The 22,076-nt window shown below is 58.0% G+C and carries 21 protein-coding genes; 16 read left to right on the top strand and 5 right to left on the bottom strand.

All coding sequences use genetic code 11. The features are described from left to right. The first annotated feature begins 92 nt into the window (after positions 1–92). Both HFP54_RS03720 and HFP54_RS03715 read left to right on the top strand, forming a co-directional pair. The gene (locus tag HFP54_RS03720) at positions 93–1,373 is read left to right on the top strand and encodes a serpin family protein (protein ID WP_168564068.1); all 1,281 of its coding nucleotides are present in this window, start codon (positions 93–95) and stop codon (positions 1,371–1,373) included. Between the two features lie 81 nt (positions 1,374–1,454). Beyond that, positions 1,455–1,967, top strand: coding sequence for a hypothetical protein (locus HFP54_RS03715; protein WP_168564067.1), 513 nt, complete (start codon positions 1,455–1,457; stop codon positions 1,965–1,967). 253 nt (positions 1,968–2,220) lie between these two features. Here HFP54_RS03715 and HFP54_RS26320 read toward each other — a convergent pair whose 3' ends face one another. Then, on the bottom strand, positions 2,221–2,379 hold the full coding sequence (locus tag HFP54_RS26320; protein WP_145305009.1) for a DNA gyrase inhibitor YacG: 159 nt from the start codon (positions 2,377–2,379) through the stop codon (positions 2,221–2,223). Positions 2,380–2,731: 352 nt separating this feature from the next. On the opposite strand from HFP54_RS26320, the gene HFP54_RS03705 reads away from it, so the two are divergent. From HFP54_RS03705 to HFP54_RS03685, 5 genes are all read left to right on the top strand, one after another. After that, positions 2,732–3,928, top strand: a complete 1,197-nt coding sequence (locus tag HFP54_RS03705; protein WP_168564066.1) for a retropepsin-like aspartic protease family protein — start codon at positions 2,732–2,734, stop codon at positions 3,926–3,928. Between the two features lie 180 nt (positions 3,929–4,108). After that, a complete protein-coding gene (locus HFP54_RS03700) occupies positions 4,109–4,867 on the top strand; it encodes a sugar phosphate nucleotidyltransferase (RefSeq protein ID WP_146412619.1) in 759 nt (252 codons plus the stop codon). Beyond that, positions 4,860–5,810 (top strand): ribose-phosphate diphosphokinase, encoded by a 951-nt coding sequence (locus HFP54_RS03695; RefSeq protein WP_145300530.1) that lies wholly within the window; start codon positions 4,860–4,862, stop codon positions 5,808–5,810. The genes HFP54_RS03700 and HFP54_RS03695 overlap by 8 nt, the downstream gene beginning before the upstream one ends. Positions 5,811–5,871: 61 nt before the next feature. Then, positions 5,872–6,909: an aldo/keto reductase gene (locus HFP54_RS03690; protein ID WP_146412616.1), complete on the top strand. Its 1,038-nt coding sequence runs from the start codon at positions 5,872–5,874 to the stop codon at positions 6,907–6,909. A gap of 161 nt (positions 6,910–7,070) precedes the next feature. Continuing rightward, positions 7,071–7,670, top strand: coding sequence for a hypothetical protein (locus tag HFP54_RS03685; protein ID WP_168564065.1), 600 nt, complete (start codon positions 7,071–7,073; stop codon positions 7,668–7,670). 11 nt (positions 7,671–7,681) lie between these two features. Here HFP54_RS03685 and HFP54_RS03680 read toward each other — a convergent pair whose 3' ends face one another. After that, positions 7,682–7,966 carry a hypothetical protein gene (locus HFP54_RS03680; protein WP_235951220.1) on the bottom strand — a complete coding sequence of 95 codons (285 nt, stop codon included), beginning with the start codon at positions 7,964–7,966 and terminating at the stop codon, positions 7,682–7,684. Between the two features lie 237 nt (positions 7,967–8,203). Beyond that, positions 8,204–10,030, bottom strand: coding sequence for a translational GTPase TypA (gene typA, locus HFP54_RS03675; RefSeq protein WP_231604578.1), 1,827 nt, complete (start codon positions 10,028–10,030; stop codon positions 8,204–8,206). A 722-nt stretch (positions 10,031–10,752) separates the two neighbouring features. Between typA and HFP54_RS03670 the strand changes: the two genes are divergently transcribed. The 7 genes from HFP54_RS03670 (at position 10,753) to HFP54_RS03640 (ending at position 18,213) form a co-directional block, all read left to right on the top strand. Next, a complete protein-coding gene (locus tag HFP54_RS03670; RefSeq protein ID WP_168564064.1) occupies positions 10,753–12,096 on the top strand; it encodes a Na(+)-translocating NADH-quinone reductase subunit A in 1,344 nt (447 codons plus the stop codon). Positions 12,097–12,115: 19 nt separating this feature from the next. After that, positions 12,116–13,375 carry an NADH:ubiquinone reductase (Na(+)-transporting) subunit B gene (locus HFP54_RS03665; protein ID WP_168564063.1) on the top strand — a complete coding sequence of 420 codons (1,260 nt, stop codon included), beginning with the start codon at positions 12,116–12,118 and terminating at the stop codon, positions 13,373–13,375. Then, positions 13,362–14,231 (top strand): Na(+)-translocating NADH-quinone reductase subunit C, encoded by an 870-nt coding sequence (locus HFP54_RS03660; RefSeq protein WP_146412606.1) that lies wholly within the window; start codon positions 13,362–13,364, stop codon positions 14,229–14,231. The genes HFP54_RS03665 and HFP54_RS03660 overlap by 14 nt, the downstream gene beginning before the upstream one ends. Before the next feature lie 2 nt (positions 14,232–14,233). Then, positions 14,234–14,860: an NADH:ubiquinone reductase (Na(+)-transporting) subunit D gene (locus HFP54_RS03655; protein ID WP_145300547.1), complete on the top strand. Its 627-nt coding sequence runs from the start codon at positions 14,234–14,236 to the stop codon at positions 14,858–14,860. 6 nt (positions 14,861–14,866) lie between these two features. Then, entirely contained in the window at positions 14,867–15,505 is a 639-nt protein-coding gene (gene nqrE / locus HFP54_RS03650) for an NADH:ubiquinone reductase (Na(+)-transporting) subunit E (RefSeq protein ID WP_146412602.1), read from the top strand. A gap of 134 nt (positions 15,506–15,639) precedes the next feature. Beyond that, a complete protein-coding gene (gene nqrF, locus HFP54_RS03645) occupies positions 15,640–16,863 on the top strand; it encodes an NADH:ubiquinone reductase (Na(+)-transporting) subunit F (RefSeq protein WP_146412599.1) in 1,224 nt (407 codons plus the stop codon). Between the two features lie 6 nt (positions 16,864–16,869). After that, entirely contained in the window at positions 16,870–18,213 is a 1,344-nt protein-coding gene (locus HFP54_RS03640; RefSeq protein ID WP_235951219.1) for an FAD:protein FMN transferase, read from the top strand. 55 nt (positions 18,214–18,268) lie between these two features. Here the strand turns inward: HFP54_RS03640 and HFP54_RS03635 are convergent, their stop codons facing one another. Further along, positions 18,269–19,582, bottom strand: coding sequence for a hypothetical protein (locus tag HFP54_RS03635; protein ID WP_168564062.1), 1,314 nt, complete (start codon positions 19,580–19,582; stop codon positions 18,269–18,271). A 271-nt stretch (positions 19,583–19,853) separates the two neighbouring features. Next, positions 19,854–20,057, bottom strand: a complete 204-nt coding sequence (locus HFP54_RS03630; RefSeq protein WP_145300559.1) for a hypothetical protein — start codon at positions 20,055–20,057, stop codon at positions 19,854–19,856. Positions 20,058–20,288: 231 nt separating this feature from the next. Here HFP54_RS03630 and HFP54_RS03625 point away from each other — a divergent pair, with 231 nt between their 5' ends. Both HFP54_RS03625 and coaD read left to right on the top strand, forming a co-directional pair. Further along, a complete protein-coding gene (locus HFP54_RS03625; protein WP_235951218.1) occupies positions 20,289–21,509 on the top strand; it encodes an aminotransferase class V-fold PLP-dependent enzyme in 1,221 nt (406 codons plus the stop codon). Between the two features lie 52 nt (positions 21,510–21,561). Further along, the gene (gene coaD, locus HFP54_RS03620) at positions 21,562–22,059 is read left to right on the top strand and encodes a pantetheine-phosphate adenylyltransferase (RefSeq protein WP_197136469.1); all 498 of its coding nucleotides are present in this window, start codon (positions 21,562–21,564) and stop codon (positions 22,057–22,059) included. The last annotated feature ends 17 nt before the right edge of the window (positions 22,060–22,076 follow it).

Raw genomic sequence — 22,076 nt, 5'->3', positions numbered from 1 at the left:
GCTGTGTTCATCGCTCATCGCTTCACCGTTCGTCGCCGCGTTGTTGCTGAGCTTCTTCTTCTCTCGTTCGTCCGCCTACTGAATAGGAAACCATGATGTCACTTCAAAGCTTGAAACAAACCACCTGTCGCTGGCTGCAACGCCGATCGCTGGCCGTCGCGGCGATCACCCTGCTGTTATCGATTCCGCTGGCGTTCGTGTCCGCCCGCACGGTCGCGAATGAACTGCGACCCGAACCGATGGATTTATCACCCTTGGTGTCGGAACAGAATCGATTGAGCATCGATATGCTGCGGCGTTTGTGCAAAGCCGACGACAAGAACATTTTTTGTTCCCCGATGAACATCCACATGGCACTCAGTTTGTTGGAACCGGCTGCCAAAGGTCCGACCAAGGAGGAACTTCGGTCTTTGTTGTATCGCGATAAAAACACGGATTCGCTTTTCCGCCCGTTCATTGAACAAATGACCGACCAAGACCAAACGGGCGTCGAGATCTCGATGGGATCGAACCTGTGGTTGCGTTCGGGCTTGGACATTCGTGCCAAGTACGAAAGCCTGCTCGCAGACCGTTTTGCCGGCGTCGAGCACGCCGATTTTCATCACGAGCAAGACGAATCCATTGCCGCGATCAACGATTGGGTTTCCGACGCCACCGCAGGACGTATTCCCAAGCTAGCGTCGCGTGACACGGTTACCAAAGACACGCTGATGTTTTTGGCCAGTGCCATTTACTTCAAAGGGTCATGGTCCGAATCCTTCTCAAAACAACGGACGCGGCCACGTACCTTTCATCTGGCCGACGGGACGACCAAGGAAGTCCCGATGATGCAGAAAAACATCCGTATCCAAACGATGGATGGCGACACCTATCGCATCGGAATTTTGCCTTATGGCGACAAGATTCGTCGCATGGAAATGGTGATCTTATTGCCCGATAGCCACGACGGGCTGAGCTCCATGATCGACCAAATGGATCTAAGCACACTCAACACCCAATTGGCCAAGCGTCCGAAACGACGTCGCACGTTGGTGACCCTTCCGAAGTTTGAATTGAGCAGCAGTTACGACCTGATCCCCCATTTACAACAGATGGGAATCGAAACCGCGTTCACCAACGCGGCAGATTTCTCGGGAATAACGAAACAGGATCGCATCAAACTTTCTGCCGTTCTTCATAAGGCCGTCATTCAGGTGGACGAAGAAGGAACCGTTGCAGCCGCGGTTACCGGCGTCGGCGGCATCCGAGCCACGTCGGTGCCAGCACCACCGCCGACATTCAATGTCGATCGGCCGTTCGCCTTTCTGATTCGTGACAACCAAACGGGAAGCATCCTGTTCGTCGGACGCGTGAACGATCCTTCGACCAAATGAACACGGCCGCAGAACAACACTGCCGAAACTCACCACCTTCTTCAAGCCGCCCCTGAACCGTAACACCAGGAGACATCAACCATGGCGATTCACATTCGATCCATCTTGATCTTGCTAAGCCTGTGCTGCGTTGCAACCGCCGACGAACCTCAAAACGAAAGGAAAAGATCGGAACGCGCCAACGCCGTCAGCGCGACTCGGATAGACAGCACGGTGCGACAGATCAAGCGTTCGTGGAGCTGGTCTGGGCCGGCACGTCAGATTCACCCCAGCCGCACCATGTGGTCGAACCTTTGGGACAACCTACTTTCGGTGCCAGATGTGCTGCGTACGGCTCATCCGGAACTGGAGGATGGCGCCGGTATGTTGGTCACCAGTGATGTGACCCTGAAGTACGGGAAAGTCAATTTCGCCGCCGGCGAGATCATCTTGCAAATCGACGAAATTCGATTGACCAAGAAAGAAGAACTTCCCATGCGAATCAACACCGCTCGTGTCGCTCTTGTGCTGATGCCCGATGGCGAGATTGTCGAACGGGACATCCCGGCTTGGCGTCTGCCGATTCGCCCCCATCCTCCGATGCCCAAACGTTAAACGCCGCTCTGCAAACCGTCACCCTGGCGATAGCAGCGTTCGGACCGATGGAAGCCACAGACTGCTAGGCACTGTTTATCAAATCAACACGAAGGCCAATGAAAACGGTAACCCGACGCGTCAGCGAGGGATTCTTGTTGAAAAACTTCGGCCCCTCGCTGACGCTTCGGGTTACTAATTGATAAACAGAGCCTAACCAAAACCAGTCGCTGGATTCGGTAACTCTTCGCGGCCTTCGAGTGTGCATCTCGTTTCAATCGAGCATTTCGGGATCGGGTTCTCCTTCATGGGGCAGCCCGATCTCTTCGTCCAACCAACGCCCCAAATCGATTTGTTTGCACCGCACACTGCAAAACGGCGGGGCCTGCGTCTCATCCAGCAAAAAACCGGTCCCACAGATGGGACATGTCATTGCCGACGGGTCTCGCCGAACCACGCTGCGTCGTGAGGTCGCCGGCATGGGGTGCGATGAAGCCGAACGGTTCTTTGCGTTTGGAATTTCTTTCCGGTCCATCCGTCGATCCACTTTCGATTGGTTCGCTGCCGTTCGTTCCGACGCCAGGGTCGTCGCCCGTACATCGGGGCGGCAGAAACTTCCGCCACGCTGCTGATCATTTTTTAATCCCATCGCGGCCGCGTCCAGCATACGATAGAGAGGTCTCGTCCCCCCGCAACAGCGTCACCTTCCTTCGCCCTTCCGCCCCACCACCCATCCATCCATGGTCTTCCGCGCTCCCCAACGCACGACCGCCGTAACGTTTCCAATGCCTACGGGTTTTGCTTTGACCATCGGCCGTTTGTCGTTGGCCGTGATGTTTTGCATCTGCGCATTGCCGCCGGTGACGATCGCTGCACAAACCAATTCCAATGAAAGCACCGGTGATACGGAATCACAGGCTTCGTCAACCACGTCACGATCCGACCCTGATGGCCAGGATTCGCAATCCGCCGACGTCCCTGCACCGAAACCCTATTCACCCGCGGTGTTGGCCCAGGCCGTTGATATCCTGGACACGCATGGCCTGAAACCTTCCGGACGACAGATCATTTGCACGTCGGCCGGCGAGATATCGCGTGCCTTGTCGGGGCTGCCCAAACAACGGCGTGAGCTCAGGCAAATCCGCCAAGCTTGGCAGCAAGCCACGTTGATCGAAAACACGATCGTCGAACAACTGTCTCGGCTGAATCGACAATATGGCGAACTCAATTTGCGACTGGCATCCATCCCGGCCATCAGCGGGCGGGACCACAACAAAATTGTCGCAATGATCAACGCGACGGCGGCGAAAACGAAACAGTTGGCGGCCGATCGTCAAAACGCCAAGCTGAACGTGGACAAGCAAGCGTCACAATTGCATCAAGCCGAATCGGATTATGCGGAAGTCGTGATGGCGATTCGCGCCGACTTTGATCAACTGCGGGACGCACTGGCCGAAAGCTTGAAGGACCGCAAAGTGTCCATCGCCCTGTCGGTCACCCATCGCAACCTGAATACCCCTGACGAACTGACGGCCGACGAGATTCTGGCACCGGTCCTTCGTCGTCTGGAGGCGGAAGAATCCGAGGTGTTTCGCGAAACGATTGAACTGGAATCCGAAGGCAATGGTTTGTTCGTCAACGTGACCGTCGGCGGCAAGACGACCAAGATGGTGCTGGACAGCGGGGCGTCGATCATCAGTCTGCCGGCGAAAACAGCCGCCGAATTGGACATCAAGATTCCCGCCGATGCGCCGGCAATGCGGATGGAGTTGGCCGATGGCCGCGTGATCGGTGCCCGCGGCGTCACGTTGCCGTCGGTGCGGGTTGGACAATTCGAAGCGGAAAACGTCCGTGCCGCCGTCTTGGACGCTTCCGCGTCATTTGCCCAACCGCTGCTGGGAATGAGCTATCTGGGGCGGTTCAAATTCGAGATCGACGCCGCAGGCCGGACCTTGAAAATGCTGCGTATCCAAGGCGATTGATCGACATTTACTGGGCGACCGGACCGACCACACAGGTTCGGCCTTCTTTGCCCCGCCTTGCTGATGTCCGGTCGACCGACCACGATGTCGGCCCATCGGCCGCGTCGCAGGCATCCGCTGCGACCGGCCGAAAGATCGACCACTGAACACTCGGCCCCCAACAATCGATCGGTTCAATCAATGCCTGCAACGGATTCGCCCTGTGCCGTCGTGCTCGCCGCCGGCAAGGGCACACGGATGAAAAGCGAACTGCCCAAAGTGCTTTGCCCCGTGGTGGACCGCCCGATGATCCATTTTGTGCTGGACGCTTTGTCGGCGGCCGGCATCGAACGCAAGATCGTCGTCGTTGGCTATCAAGCCGACCTGGTCCGCCAGGAGCTTAGCGGTCGCAAAGACCCGATCGAGTTCGTGGAACAAACCGAACAACTGGGGACCGGCCACGCGGTGCAAATGTGTCGCGACGCATTGATGACGCAAGCCGGTCCGACCATCGTGGTTGCGGGCGATTCGCCGCTGATTCAATCCGACAGTTTGAAAACCTTGCTGGATCACTTCGCTAAAACGCAGCCGTCGTTGCTGATGGGCACGTTGAAGAAAGACGATCCGACCGGGCTGGGTCGCATCGTTCGTGACGAAGACGGCAACTTTATCGGCATTGTCGAACACAAAGACGCCACGCCGGAACAGTTGGCGATCACCGAAGTGAACATGAGCACGTACCTGTTCCAAACCCCCGACTTGCTGTCGTCGTTGGAACAGATCAGCAACGACAACGCACAGGGCGAATACTACCTGACGGATTGTCCGGCACTGTTGCGGAAATCGGGCAAGGCGGTGGACGCTTTGCCCGTGCTGAAGCCGTGCGAAGCTCTTTCGATCAACAACCCACAGGAGCTGCAGATCGTCGACGAAACGATGCGATCAATGGGTTATGCGTGAACTGAAAATCTTTAGTGGTCGGGCGAACCCGACGCTGACTGAAAAACTGTGCCGGCACCTGCACCTGGAGCCGGCCAAGATCTCGTTGGGACAATTTCCCGACGGAGAGAATTTTTGCAAGCTAGATGAAGACGTGCGCGGACGCGACGTGTTCTTGATCCAGCCCACATGTCCACCGGTCAACGATCATTTGATCGAACTGTTGACCATGATCGATTGCTGCCGCCGCGCCAGTGCCGAACGGATCACCGCGGTCATCCCGTATTTCGGTTACGCGCGGCAGGACCGCAAGGACGAAGGGCGGGTGCCGATCACGGCCAAGCTGATCGCCAATCTGATCACCCGCGCCGGTGCCGATCGCGTGTTGGCGATGGACCTGCACGCGGCCCAAATTCAGGGCTTCTTCGACGTGCCGGTGGATCACCTATACGCTGCACCAGTGCTGAACGATCACTTCCTTAGCCGCGGGCTGGACGAAGACGAAATCGTCGTGGTCAGCCCAGACGAAGGCAGCATCAAACGCGCCGTCGGCCACGCGAAACGATTGGGTGGCCCGCTGGGAATCATCGACAAACGTCGCAGCAGTGCACTGGAAGTTCGCCAGTCGACCATCATCGGTGGTCCCGTCGAAGGACGCATCGCATTGATGTTTGACGACATGATCAGTACCGCCGGTTCCATCTGCGGTGCGGCGCGCTTGGTGCACGATGCGGGCGCAAAAGAAATCCACATCGCTTGCACCCACGGGGTCCTGTGCGGTCCGGCAATTCATCGCCTGCGGGAAGCCCCGATCGATTCGGTCGTCGTCACCGACACGATTCCGATTCCTGCCGAAAAACAATTGCCCGGTATGGTCCAGTTGTCGGTCGCCCCGCTGCTTGCCGAAGCCATCAAGCGGATTCACCACGACCAATCGATCAGTGAACTGTTCCGCGAACGCTGATCCACCAGCTTGATCGCGTGACCATTTTTTCGACAACGGTTCTTCCAAGAGATATTCAACGATGCAACGACGACGACTCGGCCGCAGCGGTATCGTCGTGTCCGACATCTGCATGGGCACGATGACGTTCGGTTCCCAGTGCGATGAATCGACCAGCCACGAAATTTGTGACGTCGCACGCGATGCGGGGATCGACTTTTTTGATGCGGCAGAAATCTATCCCGTTCCACCGAAGCGGGAAACGGTTGGCAAGACCGAAGAAATCTTTGGCAACTGGTTGAAACGACAAACCCGCGAAGCGGTGATCGTTGCCACCAAAGTCACCGGCCCGGCACACGGCTGGTTCGCCGCGCCGGTCCGCAACGAACACTGTGCGGTCGACCGGCACCAGATCATTCGTGCCTGCGAAGCTTCGCTGCGTCGTCTGCAAACCGATTACATCGATCTGTATCAGATCCACTGGCCCGACCACGGCATGCCGTATCACGAAGTGTTGTCGGCGTTGACTGAATTGCGGCAAAGCGGCAAGGTCCGAGTCATCGGCTGCAGCAACGAAACCAGCTGGGGTGTGATGAAAAGCCTATGGGAAGCCGACACCTACGGACTGGATCGCTACCAAACCGTTCAGAACAACTTCAGCCTGATCAATCGCCGTTGCGAAAGCGAACTGGCCCAGGTGCTGCGTAAAGAAGGCCTTTCACTGTTACCGTATTCGCCTTTGGGCGGCGGCGTACTAACAGGCAAATACAACGATGGGCCGCCGCCCGGCGGTCGGTTCACGGAATACCTGACAAACGGCGGTGACCGTCAAAAACGGATGGCCCAGCGATTCGTCAATGATCGATCACTGGAAACCACCAGACGCCTGGGCCAAATCGCCGAGGACTTGGGCGTCAGTGTCACCGCCCTGGCTCTGGCCTGGAGCAAGCAGCACGATTTCGTCGCCAGCACGATCGTCGGCGCCACTTCGGTCGCACAGCTGAAAGAATCTCTGGAAGCGGACGACCTGATTTTGGACGCGGAAACATTGGAGCGAATCGATCAGATTGATTTCGAAATCCCCAATCCGATGACCGAAGACGGGCTGCGACGGCTGTAACGGCACGTCGCTTTCGCCACATCACGCTTCGCTCGACGGGCGATGATGGAAAGTCCGCTGGTGACGATTGGACGGATTACGCCGAGGCAGAACTTGGCAAATTCGCCGCGTTCCTGCCATTTTCCCGACGCCAATTCATTTTGCGAACTAGCTTGGCGTCCATGCGCTACATGATCCCCGTGGTCGCATGGATGCTATTGACCGCACAGGCCATCGCAACGGATTGGCTGACGCTTCCGAGCACCTACACGCATGACCCCGTCAGCGGTCAGCGGGTCACTCAGTACGCGCCCACGGCGACGCCATCGGTGGAAATCGACCCGACGTATCGCAGCAGCGGGTACCGCCACTATCGCAGCACACTGGCCTATGGCCAGTCGGCCGATAACTATCACAACGTCGACACCTGGGGTGATCCCGTTCGACCTTACGGCGAATGGCGATTCCCGTATCGGCCCTACAGTACGCCATACGCCAATTGGGGTGCACCGTTCGCCGGTCTGAATCTGGGCTACGGCTATCCGGCCCCCTATCCGCCGGTTGGCGCAACCGGTGTCGGACCTGCGGGCCCCGGCGGGCAACGTCCGGGCAATGGTCAGCGTCCGGGCAACGGACTCGGCCGCCCCGGTCAACCGCCCGTCTTTGATCGCCCGGGCAATCCCTATCCGGCCGGTGGAAACAGCCCGTATCCAGTCGCGCCCTATTACGACGGGTATTATCCGCAATACCGGACCCAAAACGGCAATCGTCGCGGCGGCTAGATGCGTTTTACCTATCGGCCGATACCGCGCAACTGATCGGTTCCCAGAAGGATCCGACGCAACGGCTTGCCTCGCATTTGTCCGTTGGCGGCCTGGTGTCGGTAACGGATCGTATTGCCGTAAACGTGCAATGGTCGTCCGGGACGCTGTTCAATCGGCATCGCCTTGACGGTTTGGCGGTACTGTCCGGTCGGCACGATGACTCGGTCCCAACCGGTCGGTGAAGTGGCCAGTGCCGACGAACCGACGGCCGAGACAAATGCGAAAGCAAGGAAAGCGATTGCGAAACGTTTCATCGTCCAAGAATCATGCGGGTCAAACAAACAGGTTGCTAACGACAGTCTAGTATTCTTCTGTGGCAAACGCGGCCTCGTCGACACCTGATTTTTCGAACAGTTCGGGCTTCCCCCTACGACGCAGGGCCGCAACGGCGATCACTCTCCGCTGCATCCGCATGTTACGGACAAAATCGTGAACAAATCCTCAGCGTGGGTGTGCGTGAATCCCCGACAAGCCTCGCCGCCTGGCAAGGCCTAAACGGCGGCCGCGGTTTTCCCGGCACGCTTGATACGACGACGATCCGCTTCGCCCAGCACGGCTTTGCGAAGCCGAATATTCTCCGGCGTGACTTCCACCAGTTCATCGTCTTCGATGTATTCCAGTGCGGCTTCCAAAGACATGTCGCGCGGCGGCTTCAGAATCACGTTCTCGTCGCTGCCGCTGGCCCGCATGTTGGTCAGCTTTTTCTCGCGGCACGGATTCACCGTCATATCGTTATCGCGGGCGTTTTCGCCGACGATCATGCCTTCATAGACTTCCGTTCCCGGGGCGACGAACAATTCGGATCGGTCCTGCAAACCGAACAAAGCAAACGGCATCGCTTTGCCACTGACCATGGAGATCAACACGCCGTTTCCGCGACGCGGGACTTCGCCCTCGACCACTTGGTAACTGTCAAACCGGTGATGGATGATCGCCGTCCCGCGGGTGGCGTTGAGTAACTTGGTTCGCAAGCCGATCAGACCACGCGAGGGGATTTTGAAGCTCAGCAAACTGAAATCGCCACGCTGTTGCATCACGTCCAAGGTTCCGCGGCGCAAACCCACCAGTTCCATCACCGGCCCCATCGTTTCGGTGGGCACCTCCACCCGCAAATCTTCGTAGGGCTCGTGCTTGATCCCGTCGATTTCTTTGTAGACCACCTGCGGCTTTCCGACGCTCAGCTCGTAACCTTCGCGTCGCATCGTTTCGATCAAGACGGCCAAGTGCAACACGCCCCGGCCCGCCACGGCATAGCTGTCGCTGCCTTCGACCTGACGGACCCGCAGTGCGACGTTTCGCTCAAGTTCCTTTTCAAGCCGTGCCTTCAGCTGACGCGTTGTCACGAACTTGCCTTCGCGCCCCAAAAACGGCGACGTGTTGACACTGAAAATCATCTCAAGTGTCGGTTCGTCGACACTTAGCCGCGGCAGCGCGGCGCCGCCTTCGGTATTGGCGATGGTGTCGCCGATTTCGACATTCTCCAAACCTTCGATCGCGATCACGTCTCCGGCCGACGCTTGTTCGGCGGGGGTGCGCCCAAGCTTGTCGAACACGAACAATCCGCCGACCTTCGCCACACGTTGCTGATCCTTCTGGTACAGCATCACGTTTTGACCGCTGCGAATGCCACCGGCGGTGATTCGACCGATCGCAATTCGACCGACGTAGTCGCTCCAGTCCAAAGTGGTTACCAGCATTTGCAGCGGAGCTTCCGTTTCCACTTCGGGTCCGGGAACCGCGTCCACCAGCAAGTCCAACAGCGGTTGCATGTTGGGGGACGTCGCTTCGGGGTCGGTCGTGGCGAATCCCTCTTTGGCACTGGCAAAGACATAGGCCGCATTGTCCAGTTGGTCTTCGCCGCCAAGCTCGGCCAGTAATTCCAGCGCTTCGTCCAGCGCCTCGTGCGGGCGGCCGTCCGGGCGGTCGACCTTGTTGACCACCACGATAGGCCGGACGCCGGCCTGCAGAGCCTTTTCCAGAACAAAGCGGGTTTGTGGCATGGGGCCTTCGGCGGCGTCGACCAAAACCAAAGCACCGTCGGCCATCTGGACGACGCGTTCGACTTCACCGCCAAAATCCGCGTGGCCCGGCGTGTCGATCAAGTTGATTTTGACGTCGCGGTAGGGAATCGCGATGTTCTTTGACAAAATGGTGATCCCACGCTCCCGTTCCAAATCATTGGAATCCAGGATGCGTTCGCCTTTCAGTTCCGCATCGCGAAACTGGCCGCTTTGACGCAACAGGCAATCGACCAGCGTGGTCTTTCCATGATCAACGTGGGCGATGATGACGACGTTTCGGATGTCGTTGCGACGCAAGGGCGGATGCCTTTGATGGAAAGGGTGTATTGAGTTCGTATTCGTCGGCCGGGCAAACAATCGCATTAGCCCGCGTGAATCGCAGGGGCACGCATGCGATGTTTCCTTCGGCGGCCACACTGAAGCAGTGACTCCCAAAGCAGACGCCGGCATGGGGCATCCCGTGACGATGCACCTGAGGGATGCCGCGTGACGATGGGTTCGCTTGTTTCCGGCGGCCGCAGTCGGAACGCTCTCGCGACCAAACAAAAAACGGCACCGCAAACCGATGCAAAAAAAAATTCTGCAGCAGCGTAAACGCGCAGGGAAAAAACGCTAGGCGTATTGATTCAAAGGTGGCACCCGATCGCGGAGCATCGGCAAGGGGTTACCGGAAGACGAACGTCCCGTGAATCGGGTGTTAGCGGCGCGCCAATCGCCGTTGCCAGGTCTTGGTGCATTGCCTGCAAAGACGGCAAAGTTTTCCAGTTGCAACGGTCAGCGTTGACCGTCGTGGGATGCCCTGGGGAAAACCGTCCGCAGCGGCGTCCAATGCCGTTGTCACTTTTGCTTGCCTGTGCGATATTCTGCCACAGTGACGCCCGCAAGAACCGCGGGCGTTGACTTGGACCTACTTTGTGATTTTTTTCACAAAGTCTCTGCGGCGTGTTTTGCCACGACCAGGCGGTCTTCGACACGGGCCGGCGTTCGTGTGAAGCATTCTTTCTAGGCTGAAACAGTCGATGGTAACGATCAAAAAGGGTTTGGACCTTCCCATCACGGGATGCCCGGAACAGCACATCGAAGTCGCTTCGCCGGTTTCGTCGGTTGCCCTGTTGGGTGACGACTACGTCGGTATGAAGCCCACGATGCTGGTGGCCGAAGGCGACACCGTTCGCGCCGGCCAACCGGTGTTCGAGGACAAAAAGACCCCCGGCGTGATTTTCACCGCTCCGGCATCGGGTCGCGTGACCGGCGTGGTCCGCGGTGCGAAACGGAAATTCGAAGCGTTGACGATCCAAGTCGAAGGGGACGAACGCGTCGAATTCGACCAAGCCAAGGGCGGCACGCCGTCGGGCATGGGCCGTCAGGGGCTGACCGACGTGTTGGTCCAGTCCGGGCTGTGGACCGCCTTTCGCGGACGCCCTTACGGCAAAGTTCCCGCCCCGGGCACCACCCCGCATTCGATCTTTGTGACCGCGATCGACACCAATCCGCTGGCGGCGGACCCCGCGGTGGTGCTGGCCGACCGCAAGGACCAGTTTTCACTGGGCTTGGAAGCGATCGCCGAGCTGACCGACGGAAAGGTGTTCGTGTGCAAATCGCCGAACTCCGAGATCCCCGGGTCTTCCAACACCAAAATCGAAATTGAATCGTTCGGCGGCCCCCACCCGGCGGGGCTAGTCGGCACTCACATCCATCACTTGGACCCGGTGGGACCGACCAAAACGGTTTGGCACATCGGGTATCAAGACGTTGCGGCGATCGGATCGCTGTTGATCAATGGAACGTTGGACCCGCGACGCGTCATCGCGTTGGCCGGACCGGTCGTTAAACAGCCGCGATTGTTGGAAACCCGTTTGGGCGCCAACGTCAGCGAATTGATCGACGGCGAATGCGAAGACGTCAAAGTCCGGCCGATTTCCGGTTCGGTGCTTTGCGGACGCACCGCGTTGGATCCACACCAGTACCTGGGCCGCTATCACAACCAAGTCTCCGTCTTGGCCGAAGGCGATGAACGCGAGTTTCTTGGCTGGCAAAAACCCGGTTTTGATAAGTACAGCGTGACACGCGTTTTCGCATCCGCGATGACGCCGGGCAAAAAATTCCCCTTCACGACGTCCACCGGCGGCAGCGTGCGGGCGATGGTGCCACTGGGAACCTACGAAAAGGTCGTCCCGTTGGACATCCTGCCGACGCAATTGCTGCGTGCCCTGATCGTCCGCGACACCGACCAAGCGCAACAGTTGGGCGCGTTGGAGTTGGACGAAGAAGACTTGGCGTTGTGCACGTTCGTGTGTCCCGGCAAATACGAGTACGGTTCCCTGTTGCGTGAAAACTTGACCACGATCGAACGGGAAGGTTGATCAAGGAATACCCAGAAACATGAAAGCACTGCGCGACGCTCTGGATTCGGTACACCCTTACTTTGAAAAGGGTGCGATTCTGGAGAAGGCCTACCCGGTCTACGAGGCCCTCGACACATTTCTTTACACACCCGGCGAAACTACGCACGGCTTGACCCACGTTCGCGACGGCATTGACCTGAAGCGGATGATGAGCATGGTCGTCTTCGCGTTGGTTCCGGTGACCCTGTTCGGCATGTGGAATGTCGGTTACCAGGCCACCGAAGCGGTTGAAAAGATGACCGCCGCGGGGATCGACATCGATTACGATTGGCATCACCAACTGTTCCAGGCGATCGGCTTCGGCTATGACGCATCGGATCATGTCGCCAATTTCGTGCTCGGTGCGATCTTCTTTTTGCCGATGTACATCGTGACGATGTTCGTCGGTGGCCACATCGAATTGGTGTTCAGCGTTCTGCGTGGACACGAAATCAACGAAGGTTTCTTGGTCACGGGGCTACTGTTCCCGCTGACACTGCCCGCATCGATTCCGCTTTGGCAGGTCGCACTGGGGATTGCGTTCGGGGTGATCGTGGCCAAGGAGGTCTTCGGCGGAACGGGTCGAAACTTCTTGAACGTCGCCCTAACCAGTCGTGCGTTCTTGTACTTCGCGTACGCCGGCCAAATTAGTGGTGACAAAGTCTGGACGGCCGTCGATGGCTTCAGCGGCGCGACCGCCCTGGGGCAGATGGCGATCGCCGAACAGGACGCCGTCGGTTCACTGGCCAGCGTCGACTATGTCTGGGGTGCCCAGGAACCGATCACTTGGATGAGTGCTTTCATCGGCACCATTCAGGGATGTGTCGGCGAAACCAGCGCCCTGTTGTGCTTGGTCGGCGCCGGCATCTTGATCGCCTGCGGCGTCGGATCCTGGAAAATCATGACCGGCGTGATCGGCGGTGTCGTCGCCACGTCGTTGTTGTTGAATGCGGTGGGCAGCGAAACGAACCCCATGTTCGCAGTCCCATTCTATTGGCACCTGGCCATCGGCGGCTTGGCGTTCGGTTTGGTTTACATGGCCACCGACCCAGTCAGCGCATCGATGACCGAAACCGGTAAATGGCTGTACGGCGGACTGATCGGATTCATGACCGTCCTGATTCGGGTCATCAATCCGGCTTTCCCCGAAGGAATCATGCTGGCCATCTTGTTCGGCAACGTGTTTGCTCCGCTGATCGACTACTTCGTCGTCCAGTGGAACGTCTCTCGCAGAAAGGCTCGTTATGCAACGGCGTGATTCGATCGGCAACACCATCTTGGTTGCCCTGGTTCTTTGCGTGGTTTGTTCGCTAGCGGTGAGCGCCGCGGCGGTCGTCCTGCGTCCGATCCAAGCGAAGAACAAGCAACTGGATCAACAACGAAACATTCTGGACGCCACAGGTCTGGCGATGGGCGAATACGGAAAGCCCGCGTCACAGCTGTCGGCTGAAAAGGTGGCGGAACTGTACGAGTGGATCAGTGAAAAATTGGTCAACTTGGAAGACGGTTCCTACAACACCGAGATCGATCCGGAAACCTACGATCCTCGTGAAGTGGTCGACGACAAGGCTCGCAGCGTCGAAGTCGTCGCTGAGGATTACAACCCCGGAATCGGCCGTCGCGAAAAGGTCGCCAAGGTCTTCTTCGTGAAACGTCCGGGCGAGGACCGTATCCGACAAATCGTCTTGCCCGTCTATGGCAAAGGCTTGTGGTCGACCATGTACGGCTATCTGGCGATGAAAAGCGACCTGGAGACGATTCAAGGTCTGACGTTCTACGAACACGGGGAAACCCCGGGACTGGGCGGCGAAGTGGACAACCCGCGTTGGAAACAACAGTGGGAAGGCAAACTGCTGTTTGACGACAGTGGGCAACCGGCGGCCAAGGTCAGCAAGGGTCCGGCGCCTCCTGGAAATCCTTATTCGGTCGACGGTCTGTCCGGTGCCACCATCACCAGCAACGGCGTGACCAACCTGATCAATTATTGGGCCGGCGATGACGGCTATGGCCCGTTCATGAAGAAGCTTCGGACGGAATTGAACGAAGCACCCGCCGGCGAAGAAACCGCTGGCGTTTCACCGAGCACCGGACTTCAACCCACGCTGGAGGGTTAATCATGGCAGCCCCCAAACCCAAAGAGGTCCTGCTGGGACCCCTGGTTGATAACAACCCGATCGCGTTGCAGATCCTGGGGATCTGTAGTGCCCTGGCGGTGACCACCAAGATGGAAACGTCGGTCGTCATGGCCTTGGCCGTGATTGCGGTGACCGCGTTCAGTAACCTGGCCGTCAGTGCGATCCGCAGTTTCATTCCCAGCAGCATTCGGATCATCGTCCAGATGACCGTGATCGCGTCGCTGGTGATTGTGGTCGACCAATTCTTGAAGGCCTTCTTTTTCGACATCAGCAAGCAGCTTTCGGTCTTCGTCGGGCTGATCATCACCAACTGTATCGTGATGGGTCGCGCCGAAGGCTTTGCGATGAAGAACCCGGCCGGCATCAGCTTTCTGGACGGCGTCGGCAACGGCCTCGGCTATGGCATGGTGCTGCTGGTCGTCGCGTTCTTTCGGGAACTGTTTGGCAACGGATCGCTGTTCGGCGTCACCATCATGGAACTGGACCGCAACGGCGGTTGGTACAACCCGAACAACTTGATGTTGCTGCCGCCCAGTGCGTTCTTCTTGATCGGCATCATGATCTGGGTGATCCGATCGTTCCGCCCCGAACAAATCGAAGAGGCCTAGAGTCCGATGGAAGAATACCTGAGCATCTTTTTGAAGGCCGTCTTCGTCGAGAACTTGGCATTGGCCTTTTTCCTGGGCATGTGCACGTTCTTGGCGGTCAGCAAGAACGTCAAAACAGCACTGGGCCTGGGCGTTGCCGTGATCGTGATCGAAACCATCACGGTTCCGGCCAACCAGTTGATTTACGACTGGATGTTGAAGAAGGGCGCGTTGACCTGGCTGAACGGCCTGGGCATCGGCACCGATGTGATCGATTTTTCGACCGTCGACCTGACGTTTCTGTCCTTCATCAGCTACATCGGCGTCATCGCGGCGATGGTCCAGATTCTGGAAATGACATTGGACCGATTCTTTCCGTCGCTTTACAACGCGTTGGGAATTTTCCTGCCGCTGATCACGGTCAACTGCGCCATCCTGGGTGCGTCGCTGTTCATGCAGGAACGTAGCTACAACTTCCCCCAATCGTGCGTCTACGGTTTCGGCTGCGGCGTCGGCTGGGCCATTGCGATCGCCGCGTTGGCGGGAATTCGTGAAAAACTGAAATACAGTGACGTTCCACCGCCGCTGCGTGGTTTGGGCATCACGTTTATCACGGTTGGACTGATGTCGCTGGCGTTCATGTCGTTTAGCGGGATTCAGCTTTGATCCGATTCGGGCGGGTTCCGGGATCGTCGCCAGGTGCTGCTGCGTCGGACATCCCCAAGGCGTCCGCCACCGCATGATCGGCCTGCCGATCCGTTCGTCATTCACATTTCAAAAAGTCAACAAAGTCTGATTCGATGACAACCGTTGTTTTCGGCGTCGTGATGTTCACCTTCGTGGTGGTCGCGTTGGTGGTGGTGATCTTGTTGGCCAAGAGCCAGCTGGTGGCTTCGGGCCCGGTGAAGATCACCGTCAATAACCAGAAAGAAATCGAAGTCCCCGCCGGCGGTAAATTGCTGGGCGCGTTGGCGGACGCCGGCATTTTCGTTTCCAGCGCTTGCGGCGGTGGTGGCACTTGTGCCCAGTGCAAGGTGAAAGTGACCGAAGGCGGTGGCGATATTTTGCCGACCGAAAAGGGTCACATCAGCAACCGTGAAGCGAAAGAAGGCGACCGTTTGAGTTGCCAAGTCGCGGTCAAGCAAGACATGCAGGTTGAAGTTCCTGCCGAAGCCTTCGAAACCAAGAAGTGGGAATGCACCGTCCGCAGCAACCACAACGTTGCGACGTTCATCAAGGAATTCGTGCTGGAGTTGCCCGAGGGCGAAGAAGTCGATTTCAAGGCCGGTGGCTACATTCAGATCGAATGCCCGCCTCACGTCCAGGAATACAAGGACTTCGATATCGAAGAAGAGTACCACCCGGACTGGGACCGGTTTGACGTTTGGCGTTACGTGTCAAAGGTCGACGAACCCGTCGTGCGTGCCTATTCGATGGCCAACTATCCGGGTGAAAAGGGCATCATCATGCTGAACATCCGGGTCGCGACGCCGCCGCCACGTGGCCCCGAAGGCATCCCGCCGGGCAAGATGAGCAGTTACATCTTTGGCCGAAAGCCGGGCGACAAGGTCACCATCAGTGGTCCCTATGGCGAGTTCTTTATCAAGGACACCGACGCCGAAATGGTTTACATCGGTGGTGGTGCGGGAATGGCTCCGCTGCGAAGCCATATCTTCGAACTGTTCAAGAACCGCAAGACCGACCGAAAAGTGTCGTACTGGTACGGCGGTCGTAGCTTGCGTGAACTGTTCTACATCGATCACTTCCGTGAGATCGAGAAGGAATTCCCGAACTTTCAATTCAACATCGCGCTTTCCGAGCCGATGCCCGAAGACAATTGGTCGGGCTACGTCGGATTCATTCACCAAGTGTTGTTGGAAAATTACCTGTCCAAGCACCCGGCACCCGAAGACATCGAGTACTACATCTGTGGACCGCCGATGATGAACCAAGCGGTCTTCAAGATGTTGGATGATTTGGGCGTCGAACCGGAAAACATCGCCTACGACGACTTCGGTGGTTGATCTTTCATGAACGCATTCATGCACGTCGCAACGCGGTCGCACTTTTGGGTGGCCGCGTTGTTTCTTTTGGTTGCACTGGGCATCGGTCAGTCGCCAGCCCGCGGTCAGCAAGACCTGGTCAGCTTTGCGGGCCAGACGATGGGGACGACTTATTCGATCAAAATCGCGCCGCCCCATGATTCGCTGCCGGACGATCTTCGCTTTCAAGTCGATGCCGAATTGCGAACCGTCAACGACCAGATGTCGACCTATTTGAAGTCGTCGGAGATCTCGCAGTTCAATGCATCGGATTCGACCGATTGGTTCGACGTCAGCGATGCGACTGCCCTGGTGGTCAAGCGAGCCTTGGAGATTTCGGAACTGACCGATGGCGGCTTCGACGTGACCGTGGGACCTCTGGTGGACGCGTGGAGCTTTGGCCCCGCCCCGCGTTCCAATCAAATCCCCGATGATGCAACCTTGGAACGCTTGAAAGCGGCGACCGGGTATTCGCATCTGCATGTCCGATTACAACCACCGGCGTTGCGCAAAGACATTCCCGATCTGCGCATCGATCTGTCGGCGATCGCCAAAGGCCATGGCGTGGACCGCATCGTCGAATTGCTGCAATCCACTGGTGCGGAAAACGTCTTCGTTGAAATCGGCGGTGAAATTCGAACGACGGGGGCAAAGCCAACCGGCCCTTGGATGGTCGGCATTCAGGCGCCGGACCAAGCGATGAATCGTCCGGCCATTGCCCACGGTCTGACCAATGGGGCGATCGCAACATCGGGCGATTATCGAAACTTTTTCATGATCGATGGCGTTCGGTATTCACACACGATTGATCCGCGAACGGGACGCCCGGTCAAGCACGACGTCGCCTCCGTGTCGGTGATTACCGACGATTGCATGTCGGCCGACGCATGGGCCACCGCCATCAATGTGCTGGGACCTGATGCGGGTATCGAAGCCGCCAAAGCCGAAGGCCTGGACGTGTTGGTGATCCATCGCAACCAGGATGGCTACGACGCAGCGGCCACAGGCCAGTTCCAACCGTATGTCGATCAGTTGACAACGGTGAAAGGTTCCGATGAATCGAATGCCAAGGATGAATCCTCCTTTGTCTCACGTGTCCTGCCGCTGGCGGTCGTCACGGCTGTGTTTATGGGAATCGTGGTCACCGGCATGGCCGTCGGCGTGATGTTCGGGCGGCGTGCGATCAGCGGCAGTTGCGGTGGGCTGAACAGCAAGACCAATCCCGATGGTTCCACCAGTTGTTCGCTGTGTAGCAACCCCAGCGATGCGTGCAAGGAACTACGCGAAAAGATGCAGGCGGACAAGTCAGCCGCCGAAAACGTGGCTTCTTGATCGTTCGTTTCCCGAACAAGGTGATCGGGAATCGGGGCAGCGGTGGGAACCGCCGCTATGAATTCCGGGCCAACAGTTCGCTGATGTCCAAAAGGTGAACTTGTCGGCCGTCTTGATGCGGGCTGTCGATGGCCACCTGCGTGCCGTCTTCGCTGCAACGCGGGTGCGTGTCACAACGCCATTCCCCCGTGTAGGCATGGGGTGATGGGAAATGTCCCAGATCGAATCGACGGCCGCTGGGAACGTGGTACAGATACACCGTTTGGCGGCGGTCCTGCTTGGACGGATAGGTGTCGTTTAAGATCCAATCACCGTGGTCGCCGCGTAAATACGTGTTGTGACCATTGGACTTCATCACCCCGGCACCCACGGGCGTCACCTTGTCGGTGTGATCGACGAAGTCGTAGAAGCCGGCGGGCATGCCAATGGGCCGCGTCCACATCGTCACGACTTCGTCGTCTTTCCAAATGAAGTGGGACGTTTTCCCGGATGGATCCAACTCATACAAATCGTTGCCGTCCAGATCGGCGGTCAACATCCGCGTCACGAAACCGCCTTTGTATTGCAACGTCTGGGGATCAAATTCCGGGCGGAACCGATGCAGCACGATAAAGCGCGTGCCGGACGGATTGATCAACAAATGGTTGAAATAGTGCCAAGCTTCGTCGTGTGTTTGGCCGTCGTGCCATGGCATTGCGGCGACACGGTCAAGTGAAAGAATCAAACGGCTGTCGCCCGTTTCCAAGTCGACTTTCCAAACGCCTGATTCCTTTGGGCTCCGCTGATCGACAAAGGGATCGGCTAGTCCGTCATAGCCGTATCCCGGACGCAGGTTGTCGATGCGACGAAAATCCGCAGACAAACCAAAGCGACCGTCGTCGCTGATCGTGTAGATCGGCCGATCAATCGTTCGCGTTCGTCCCGATTTCAGGTCGTGAATGCGACACACGAACTGGTCACCCTGGCGGTCGTTCCACAGAACACGGCGTCCGTCGCGTCCGATCCACTGCAGCATGCAACCTTGCTGCCATCCCCAAGCGTTGGACACACCAAGCGGCACCCAGTGGTCACCGTCGGCGGTGTCGACATAGCCGACGTCGATCGAATCGTTTCCCGCGGGGGAACGCCCTTCGAAATTCACCCGGTTCGAAAGCACCTTTGTCCCCGTCGGGTCGAATTCTCGTTTGTCGTAGTACCCGAACCAGTGGTGCCCCGGCGGCTTGGTGATCTGACGGTACGGCACCATCGTTTCCAGCTTGCCGATCCCCGACGAATTCGCGTCCGAATCGGCTCGTGCGTCGGAAAGGGTCCATGTGCAGAACGAAGCCGCGGTCGCGGCACGACAGAACTGACGTCTTGTGATTGGCATGGCGGGGCGGCCGAGGGCCGAAACCAGGAAAGGGGAGGGCGGGACGTGATCAATCGCCGCAGTTTCTGGTGGCCAGGCAGGCCAAAGCGGCGATGGATCCACCAAGATAACCGTTTGAAAGCGCGTCGGTTGCCCACCACATCGCCAGCCCCGGGGGATGAGTCGACAGTCAGCGGATCCAGGGCCCGCTCATCACGGCGTGCGTCGATCGCACGCAACCGCCAAGAAGGACCACCGCGAAAAGCGGGGGGCAAGGGCAAGACGGCCGGGGTTATCGCTGCTCGCGATAGGTCGTGAAGCTCAAAAAGACCAGAATCAGGCCGAAAATGGCAAACGTCAGGTCCATCAGCAAGCTGGCGTAGCCCAGCGGAGCGACATCTTCCATGCCGGCCAGGCCCATGATCGCATCGGCACCAAACAGCACGACGACCAGGATCGAAGCCACAAGGCTGATCAGACAAAGCGCCTTGGGCATCAACCAACCTCTTGAAAAGGACTAAAGGACTGAAATGGGGCCCGCCGCGACAGGCCGTTGGATTTGCTTGGGAACTTCATCGGCAAAGTATAGTTGCCCTCGACGCATTTTCCCACGCCCGCCCAAGGTGTGCATTTTCACGAAAATTCGCCGCTCGGACGGCTGTAAGGATTGCGACGAAAGTGCGATGTTGATTGCGATACTTCGTCCCGTCAACGCGGCATTTGGCCCATGAATTCGACGCCCGCCCCTGAAAATTCGTCTACTGCCCCCCCAACATCGACCGCCGACGACTTGCTGCGGCGCGATCCGTGGCTGTGGTGGCGAAACCAGATGCCGATCACGGCTAAATGGCACTATTTCGACCATGCCGCCGTGGCCCCCCTGCCCAAGCCGGCCGCCGATGCGATCACCAAGTTTGCGACTCAGGCCAGTGAAGAAGGCGACACCGTGTGGCCGCAGTGGCACGATCGCCAGGAAACGTTACGAGGACAATTTGCCGAGCTGACCGGTGCGTCGATCGACGAAGTCTGTCTGATTCCCAACACAACGACCGGTATCAACCTGGTGGCCGAAGGCTGGCCGTGGCAGCCCGGCGACAGCGTGGTGGTGCCCGAAGGCGAATATCCCAGCAATTTGCTGCCTTGGCTGAACCAACAAAGCAAGGGCGTGGACGTGCGAATTGTTCCCCGCCGCGATGGCCGCGTGGAAATCGATGACTTGTTCGACCGTGTCGACGATTCGACTCAGATGATCGCCGTCAGCTGGGTCGGATTTTCCAGCGGCTACCGGGTCGATCTGGAATCTCTGGTGCACCGGGCTCATCGCCGCGGCGTGAAGGTTTTCGTCGACGCGATCCAGGGCTTGGGAATGTACCCACTGGATCTGTCCCAAATTCCTGTCGACTTTCTAGCGGCCGACGGTCACAAATGGCTGTTGGGGCCTGAGGGTGCCGGCGTCGCCGTGGTCGCCCGGCGTCACCTGGAAACGCTGCGGTGCATCGGCGTGGGCTGGCATAGCGTCAAAGAATCCAAAGCGTTCACGGCAACCGATTTGGACCTTCGCCCGACCGCCGCTCGTTTCGAAGGCGGGTCGGCCAACATGGTCGGATTTGCCGCCTTGTCGGCCAGCGTTGAATTGTTCCTGCAAGTCCGCCGCATGCACGGTGCCAACGCGATCGCTGACCGGGTGATCGGACTGGTCGACGGCTTTGAAGGAATGCTGCGTGAACGTGGTCTGATTTGTCACGCACCAGTCGGGTCAATGCATCGCACGGGAATCGTTATCTTTGAAGTCCCCGGGGTCGATGCGGCAAAAGTCCGACAATCGGCCTTGGATTCTTCCATGGTCATCAGCTGTCGTGGTGCGGGTGTCCGCGCCAGCATCCACGCATACAACACACTGCACGAACTGGAACAACTGGCTGATTTGGCCGCAGGCCTGGCAAAGTAGCCGAACGGATTGGCCCATGGCCTGCCAACTTCTCTTGCTTCATTGATTGACCATGCCCCACAAAAGCACGGCCGTGTACACCGGCTCCTTCGACCCCGTAACGCTGGGGCACCTGCACATTATCCAAAGGGCTTCGGCGTTGTTCGAAAATTTGGTCGTCGGGATCGGCATCAATGCGGACAAACGCCCGATGTTCTCAATCGAAAAGCGGGTCGAACTGGTTCAGAAGGTCACCGAGCCTTTTGAAAACGTGCGTGTCGAACCGTTCGATGGCTTGGCCGTCGATTTCGTCCGCCAGCAGAAATCATCGCTGATGATCCGTGGCATTCGACCGCTGACCGACACCGCCGGTGAATTCACGATGATGATGGCCAACCGGCAGTTGGACGACAGCATCGAGACTGTGTTTCTGATGGCCGACGAACGTTTTTCACACGTCAGCAGTTCGTTGCTGAAACAGATCGCCGCAGTCAGCGACAGCGACCAACGATTGGCAAAGTTCGTTCCGCCACCGGTTTTGGATGCGCTGCGACAACGCATGAACGAGTAGCCAACGGCCGGCAAAAC

Source organism: Crateriforma spongiae (assembly GCF_012290005.1).
Classification (GTDB): domain Bacteria; phylum Planctomycetota; class Planctomycetia; order Pirellulales; family Pirellulaceae; genus Crateriforma; species Crateriforma spongiae.
This window is presented reverse-complemented; position numbering and strand designations above follow the sequence as displayed.

Bases quoted from the DNA above. Each gene is read 5' to 3' on its own strand.
- HFP54_RS03690 (WP_146412616.1), top strand. From the start codon at position 5,872: ATGCAACGACGACGACTCGGCCGCAGCGGTATCGTCGTGTCCGACATC.
- HFP54_RS03695 (WP_145300530.1), top strand. From the start codon at position 4,860: ATGCGTGAACTGAAAATCTTTAGTGGTCGGGCGAACCCGACGCTGACT.
- HFP54_RS03705 (WP_168564066.1), top strand. From the start codon at position 2,732: ATGCCTACGGGTTTTGCTTTGACCATCGGCCGTTTGTCGTTGGCCGTG.
- HFP54_RS03625 (WP_235951218.1), top strand. From the start codon at position 20,289: ATGAATTCGACGCCCGCCCCTGAAAATTCGTCTACTGCCCCCCCAACA.
- HFP54_RS03680 (WP_235951220.1), bottom strand. From the start codon at position 7,966: ATGAAACGTTTCGCAATCGCTTTCCTTGCTTTCGCATTTGTCTCGGCC.
- coaD (WP_197136469.1), top strand. From the start codon at position 21,562: ATGCCCCACAAAAGCACGGCCGTGTACACCGGCTCCTTCGACCCCGTA.
- HFP54_RS03670 (WP_168564064.1), top strand. From the start codon at position 10,753: ATGGTAACGATCAAAAAGGGTTTGGACCTTCCCATCACGGGATGCCCG.
- HFP54_RS03720 (WP_168564068.1), top strand. From the start codon at position 93: ATGATGTCACTTCAAAGCTTGAAACAAACCACCTGTCGCTGGCTGCAA.
- HFP54_RS03660 (WP_146412606.1), top strand. From the start codon at position 13,362: ATGCAACGGCGTGATTCGATCGGCAACACCATCTTGGTTGCCCTGGTT.
- HFP54_RS26320 (WP_145305009.1), bottom strand. From the start codon at position 2,379: ATGACATGTCCCATCTGTGGGACCGGTTTTTTGCTGGATGAGACGCAG.
- HFP54_RS03700 (WP_146412619.1), top strand. From the start codon at position 4,109: ATGCCTGCAACGGATTCGCCCTGTGCCGTCGTGCTCGCCGCCGGCAAG.
- HFP54_RS03665 (WP_168564063.1), top strand. From the start codon at position 12,116: ATGAAAGCACTGCGCGACGCTCTGGATTCGGTACACCCTTACTTTGAA.
- HFP54_RS03685 (WP_168564065.1), top strand. From the start codon at position 7,071: ATGCGCTACATGATCCCCGTGGTCGCATGGATGCTATTGACCGCACAG.
- nqrF (WP_146412599.1), top strand. From the start codon at position 15,640: ATGACAACCGTTGTTTTCGGCGTCGTGATGTTCACCTTCGTGGTGGTC.
- HFP54_RS03640 (WP_235951219.1), top strand. From the start codon at position 16,870: ATGAACGCATTCATGCACGTCGCAACGCGGTCGCACTTTTGGGTGGCC.
- nqrE (WP_146412602.1), top strand. From the start codon at position 14,867: ATGGAAGAATACCTGAGCATCTTTTTGAAGGCCGTCTTCGTCGAGAAC.
- HFP54_RS03655 (WP_145300547.1), top strand. From the start codon at position 14,234: ATGGCAGCCCCCAAACCCAAAGAGGTCCTGCTGGGACCCCTGGTTGAT.
- HFP54_RS03635 (WP_168564062.1), bottom strand. From the start codon at position 19,582: ATGCCAATCACAAGACGTCAGTTCTGTCGTGCCGCGACCGCGGCTTCG.
- HFP54_RS03715 (WP_168564067.1), top strand. From the start codon at position 1,455: ATGGCGATTCACATTCGATCCATCTTGATCTTGCTAAGCCTGTGCTGC.
- HFP54_RS03630 (WP_145300559.1), bottom strand. From the start codon at position 20,057: ATGCCCAAGGCGCTTTGTCTGATCAGCCTTGTGGCTTCGATCCTGGTC.